The 5,971-nt window shown below is 56.7% G+C and carries 6 protein-coding genes; 2 read left to right on the top strand and 4 right to left on the bottom strand.

Going from position 1 to position 5,971, the window contains the following annotated elements:
* Window positions 1-457: 457 nt before the first annotated feature.
* Window positions 458-1,762 carry an ATP-grasp domain-containing protein gene (locus tag ROG8370_RS19190; protein ID WP_245827541.1) on the bottom strand — a complete coding sequence of 435 codons (1,305 nt, stop codon included), beginning with the start codon at window positions 1,760-1,762 and terminating at the stop codon, window positions 458-460.
* 293 nt (window positions 1,763-2,055) lie between these two features.
* On the opposite strand from ROG8370_RS19190, the gene ROG8370_RS19195 reads away from it, so the two are divergent.
* On the top strand, window positions 2,056-2,451 hold the full coding sequence (locus tag ROG8370_RS19195; RefSeq protein WP_085828743.1) for an ectoine synthase: 396 nt from the start codon (window positions 2,056-2,058) through the stop codon (window positions 2,449-2,451).
* Between the two features lie 201 nt (window positions 2,452-2,652).
* Window positions 2,653-3,618 carry a zinc-binding metallopeptidase family protein gene (locus ROG8370_RS19200; RefSeq protein ID WP_085828744.1) on the top strand — a complete coding sequence of 322 codons (966 nt, stop codon included), beginning with the start codon at window positions 2,653-2,655 and terminating at the stop codon, window positions 3,616-3,618.
* Window positions 3,619-4,088: 470 nt separating this feature from the next.
* Here the strand turns inward: ROG8370_RS19200 and ROG8370_RS19205 are convergent, their stop codons facing one another.
* From ROG8370_RS19205 to ROG8370_RS21680, 3 genes are all read right to left on the bottom strand, one after another.
* Window positions 4,089-5,204 (bottom strand): NADH:flavin oxidoreductase/NADH oxidase, encoded by a 1,116-nt coding sequence (locus ROG8370_RS19205; protein WP_085828747.1) that lies wholly within the window; start codon window positions 5,202-5,204, stop codon window positions 4,089-4,091.
* 206 nt (window positions 5,205-5,410) lie between these two features.
* On the bottom strand, window positions 5,411-5,677 hold the full coding sequence (locus ROG8370_RS19210) for a hypothetical protein (protein ID WP_085828745.1): 267 nt from the start codon (window positions 5,675-5,677) through the stop codon (window positions 5,411-5,413).
* Window positions 5,678-5,810: 133 nt separating this feature from the next.
* A complete protein-coding gene (locus ROG8370_RS21680; protein ID WP_503128346.1) occupies window positions 5,811-5,960 on the bottom strand; it encodes a hypothetical protein in 150 nt (49 codons plus the stop codon).
* Window positions 5,961-5,971: the final 11 nt, after the last annotated feature.

Consider the following 5,971-nt stretch of genomic DNA (forward strand, 5'->3'; position numbering starts at 1 on the left):
TCCGAGACAGCGAAAAAGAAACGAAAGGAGACAGCAGCATTGACGCCATCATGACGCAAAGAACATAACAACTGGGTGGGTCAAGTCTCGGTGACAATCCCGGGTCAGTTCTCAGTGACAATCAACAAACGCCCTACCATGCTGCACCAGCCACCAAGGTCAGCAATGCGCAGAAGCAGGACTTTTCAAAGTCTGCAGCGTTCAATGTGGATCACTGCAAAAACATACTCAGATTGCCCCTTGCGTCTATGCAATGGAAAGTCCGCTGGCTGTTCTGACCGCCACAAACGCCTGCTTTTTCCAGTACTCATGTGCGTTACGTATCTGCCCCCAACGAGCGCCGAGGGCAGATACCGATGCGAGCCATGTCAGTGGCCCTATGCTGTCAGGGCAATGTCCAGGTAAAGCCAAAGACTTGTGGTGTCAGGCAGAGGTTTCGATGACACCAGCACCCTGCTTAGACATAAAAGTCCAACTCTTCTTGCGCCTTGAGCAGGTCGCGCATTGTGATCGGGTCGTCCCCGAAGAAGAACACCAACCCCCAGTGTGTCCCAAAGGCTGAACGATCCGGCACGGTTTCCTGTGTGGGGGCCACCAGTTCGTGCGAGTCGAAATACGGGTGTTCCGTTGTTTCCTTGGGCATCTCAAGCGCACTGACCACGCGACGACGGGGGTACACGCCAAAGCAGCCCGCGCAGCCTTTTGCGTCTTCCACCGCACGCGGGAAAAAGGCGTCTACCTCTTCCTTGGTGCTTTTGGGATCGAAGACGAGGATGGACGCCTGGTATGCACTAAAGCCGTAGGCTTTTTCAATCAGTTCGAATGCCTTGAAACCGGGTGGACGGTAGGCAACCTCACCGAAGTACATTTCCCCGTCGGCCGTCACGAAGTATTCCGGGTGAATCTGACCGAACTTGATGTCGAAGGTCTTGATGAGCTTTTCGATCTGCTTGGTAATCGCATTGCGCCAGCTTTCCAGCTCGTGCGTGGCGGGCACGAAGACCGAATATCCCAGCGTCACATATTCCGAGATGTTCAGGAACTTGATTTCGCCGTCGTGAATCCACGCCTCGACTGCGAACTCCCACCCGTCCAGATGGCTTTCCATCAGAAGCGGGTATTCCTCGCCCGGGATATTGTCGATATCTTCGACTGTCCGGATCATACGATGTCCAAGGCAACCAGCCTTGTCGAAAGCCTTCACATGGATCGGATCGTCCGGGTCGCCGTCGAGTTTCAGCAGCGTCTGGTTCACCCGCTTCATGAAACGGATGACGTCGTCCTTTTCGTGGGCTTCCTCGAAGATGCCCACGCGGATGCCACCCAGCTGGGCGCGGCGCTTCATCAGGGCCTTGTCACGGAACAAGACAGACTGCCCGTACATGCGCGGCTGATCCATCAGGACCGAGTTGATGGCGCCGGACCATTCGACGGTTTCTTCGAACAGGGGAATGCACACATCCACGCCCTCGTCCTTGAGTCGCTGGGCGATCTCCATGGATCTGTCGTTCAGCCGCGCGAAGTCCCACGAGATGAACGGGATGTTGTTGGCCAGGCAGAAATCGGCCGCCCAATCGGGCGCGACCACGATGTAGCGACGATCGAATGTCTGGGCCGCCTTGATGGCGTTGACGCTCCAGCCCAGCAGAGCGACGTAGCCCTTGTTCGGGTCCTTGGGCGCTTCCGTTCCGCGGACGGAGTCGAGGGTCGGGTCGGTCCAGCCCGAGACGTCCTTCTCGATGGGGGCTTCTGACGATTTCAAGATTGCGTTTCTCCTTTTGGATGTCTTCACAAGTTTGGCAGAGTGCTTGGCACGCCACCGTTGTAGATGCCAGTATATGCTTTAGTAACTGAAGCATAATGCGAACCCGAAGAACTGTCAAAAAGGCTTTCTTAATACTCGCCCCAAAGATCGCAATTTTAAAGGAAATACCACAATAACAGAATCTTAATTGCTAGCTGTGTGGTTTTTCGTGATGTTTTTAATATGGTGGTTGCCCCTATCGCGCAGCGATGTTTTAATCGCAGCTCGCAGATAATGCTTAGTAATTCAAAGTGAAAGTCGTTCGAGTTCAGGACATGATCGGCACGGAACGCGAAGTAAACGGTCCGGGCTGGACAAGCCGCCGGATGCTGCTCAAGAAAGGCGGCATGGGGTTCTCCATGCATGAAACCATCATCCCCGCAGGTGCTGAGATGGATCTCTGGTACAAGCATCACCTCGAAGCGGTGTACTGCGTTTCCGGCAACGGCAGCATTCTTGACAAGGCCACAGGAGAGACGCACGAGATCACCGACGGAACGCTGTATGCGCTGGACAACCACGATCAGCACACACTGAGAGGTGGCACCGAAGACATGCGCCTGGTCTGCACCTTCAATCCTCCGGTCACCGGCCTGGAAGTGCACGATGAAGATGGCGCTTACCTTCCGGATGATGGCGAGGCATAAGTCATAACGCCGTTTGCTGGCAGCAGCCCAAGCCTGAAGTTCGGTGTCGATCCGCCTTCGGGTTTTTGGTCTGTTGTCACTTCGCCGGAAATTGGGTGTTGTCCTTTCCGGTCATCCGAGAATATTTGGTTGACCGTGTGGCCGTCAACCTTCGGCTTGGGGTATTGAGCGGTAACAAGAAACATCGGGAGAACGTCCTTCATGCACGTCTTTTTCAATCCGGTCGGGGCGGGCTCGCTTTGGTTTCACAACCTTGCCACGGCGGACGGAACCCAGGTCGCCTATGATCCGCACGCCCGCGCGTTCATTCCGACGCCGCCCTTTTGCGTCAACCGCGAGATCATCGGATGCAACTGGATCGCACCCAAAGACGGCGCGCCGTGCCGTTCCTGTGCCATGACCACGGTCCATCCAGATACGTCCAATCCCGACACGCGGGCCAACTGGGCGCAAACCGAGGCCGCAAAGCGTTGGGTGCTGGACAATCTCGGACGCTGGCACTGGTTTCGCCCGGAAGATCGCGGAACGCCGCCGTATTTTCACATGCTCGATGACGGCCCGACCCCTGCAGCGATGGGGCACATGAATGGCGTGGTCACGATCAGCGTCGCCGAAGCCGATCCGGTCCTCCGCACGACGCGACGCGAAGCGCTCGAAGAACCATATCGCACCATGATCGGCCATTTCCGCCATGAGATCGCGCATATGCTCTGGTGGCGCCTCAGCCTGCGCACCGACTTCCTCGAGGCGTTTCGCAGCGTCTTCGGCGACGAAAGGGACGACTATTCAGCGGCGCTGCAACGGCACTACCACGACGGCCCGCCGGACGACTGGAGCCAGAGCTACCTGACGACCTATGCATCGGCCCATCCCCATGAGGACTGGGCGGAAACGGCTGCGCATCTGCTCCATCTGACCGATATCACGGACAGTGCGATTTCGGCGGGCCTCTTTCTGCCGGGGTTGCCGCATGCCGACTGGGATGCCTACGCGGAACCGGACACCATGTCGTTGCTTTGGGCCGCGTTCGAGGCCGTCAAGATCATCAATCACGCCAATCGCTCCATGGGCTTGGATGATGTGTATCCATTCGTGGTGTCTCACGCCGCTCAGAAAAAGCTTGTCTTCGTCCATGACTGGCTGCGCAGAGGCGCCCAGGGCAGATGACCGTCGGTCTGCTTCGGAGAAGCTGCCCCGCGGCGACCATCGGGCGCGTGGACGTCCGGTAAGGGCCTATTCTGTTGAAAAACTCCGCTACGCCAAAATCGCCTCGGAAACTTGGAACACTGTTCTCGTCACAGGCCAATTGACAAACGGTACTTCCAGAATGGCGTTTTAGCGGGACAATATTCTGCTGATCTTGCCCTTTCGAGCGATCAGGCGAGTTTTTCAACGGAATACGCCGTTAACGACCGTATGCAGAAAAGGGCTGAAGGCGGGTCCTTCGCTGCGTTAGGCTCGCAGGTATGCATCATGGACAAACCGGCCGTCTCTTCGGCGCTCAGCAAAGTAGGCTAGTGCGCCATGTTGGCTGCGTTGACTTCGCATGAGATGCGGTTTCAGCAAATTGCTTCCTGTAGGCACTCGCAAAGCTTTTGGTAAGGCATTCGCCTTCAATCCCTCTATTCCGAAGTAACTTACCTTTGACCGACCTTGGCGTTCTTGAAGAGCGTCTTGTACTCGCGCGGTTGTGAACGCCAGTATTGGTGCGGGGCATCGATCTCTGCCCCCAATTCCGCTGCGGCGTGCCACGGCCAGCGCGGATCGTAGAGCATACCCCGCGCAAGAGCGATAGCATCAGCATCGCCTTTATCCAGGATCGCTTCCGCATGGGCGGGGTCGGTGATGAGACCTACGGCTATGGTCGGCAATCCGACTGCCTCCTTCACTCTCGCGGCCAAAGGTACCTGGTAGCCGTCGGACAATGGGATCTGCTGCTCAGGCGACACGCCCCCCGAAGAGACATGAATTGCTGCGCAACCGCGGTCATTAAGGGCCTTAGAGAATGCGACCGTGTCCTCTATGTCCCAGCCGCCCGACACCCAGTCTGTCGCAGACACGCGAACCCAGACCGGGAAGTCTTCAGTGACGGCGGCCTTGACTGCGTCGAAGACCTCCAAGGGAAAGCGCATCCGGTTTTCCAGACTGCCGCCGTAGGAATCCGTGCGCTGGTTTGCGATGGGTGACAGGAACTGATGTAGCAGGTATCCGTGCGCCATATGCACTTCGATACCCCGAAAGCCGAGGGCCACCGCTCGCCGGGAAGATGAGGCGAAGTCTTCCCGTACCTTGTCCAGCCCCGCTTGGTCGAGCGCTATAGGAGCGTCTTCTCCCGGTGTATGCGGTAATGCGGATGGTGCGACCGCTTTCCAGCCGCCGGGTTCATCCGGAAGAATCTGCGCTCCGCCATCCCATGGCGCACTGCTGGACGCCTTGCGCCCGGCATGGGCAAGCTGGATAACCACTGGCGAGATGGCGTATTTTGTCACCGCATCCATAACGCGTTTAAGAGCGGTTTCGTTGTCGTCGGAGTATAGGCCCAGATCACCCGGTGTAATCCGCCCTTCGGGCGATACAGCCGTCGCCTCGATGACGAGAACTCCCGCCCCTGACAGGGCAAGGTTGCCCAGATGTATCAGGTGCCAGTCCTGAGCGTTGCCCTCGACGGCGGAGTATTGGCACATCGGCGCAATGACGATCCGGTTCTCTAACTTTAGCGGCCCAAGCATCCACGGCGAGAAAAGTTTGCTCATTCTATCTATTCCTTGTTCAGTCGGGGGCAGACATTGCCTGCCAGTAAAGTCGGGTTTCTCTGGAATGTCACCTGCCGTGCCACTTTCCTGACCTCCTTTGTCGAGTGGGATCATAGTCCAAAACGTTCTTGAATGTCCGTTCTGCTCTGGAAGCTGCCGTGAACTGCAAGATAAACGAATGGCAGGTTTGGGCCGGTCGTGTCGGCCTAACGTTTAAAAGGAATGATGTTTGAATCGCCTCTGACAAAAGCTTTGGGACCTTCTTTTCGTATAGTTGTCAAAGCTTCCTGAAATGCTGCCTGGTCGTCATCAAAGAGATCATCCCATACGATGGATGTCCCATCCTCAGTCACGACTTCTAACGACCATCCATCTCCACCTTCCAGCTTACAGATGTCTACTTTGAAAGGAACACCGTCCACAACGATGTGCTGTGATGCGCTTGAAATGATCAGGTTTGGTTCACGTTTCACAGTTAGGCCTCTCTGTCTTCGTCCATTGTTGGAAGAAGTTTGCACAGGGTTTCCAATGTCCGCAATGCGAATGCTGCACGGCAACGGTCAAACGACAGCCCAAGGTCGGCTTTGGGCCGAGTGCGTAGGTGCTCTACTGAAGAGAAACGGGCCGCAGCATGTCGTCCGTGTTGAGCTTCATCGCGCTCCGCCAGAGCGGTGTCTTGAACACGTGATGGACGTGCTTGCCCTCGCGCTCCTCGCGGGTCTCGACAAGCAGTCCTGCCCATTCAAGTGGGCGCAGGACGCAGGACG

The sequence above is a fragment of the Roseovarius gaetbuli genome (genome assembly GCF_900172365.1).
In the GTDB taxonomy this organism is placed as follows: Bacteria; Pseudomonadota; Alphaproteobacteria; order Rhodobacterales; family Rhodobacteraceae; genus Roseovarius; species Roseovarius gaetbuli.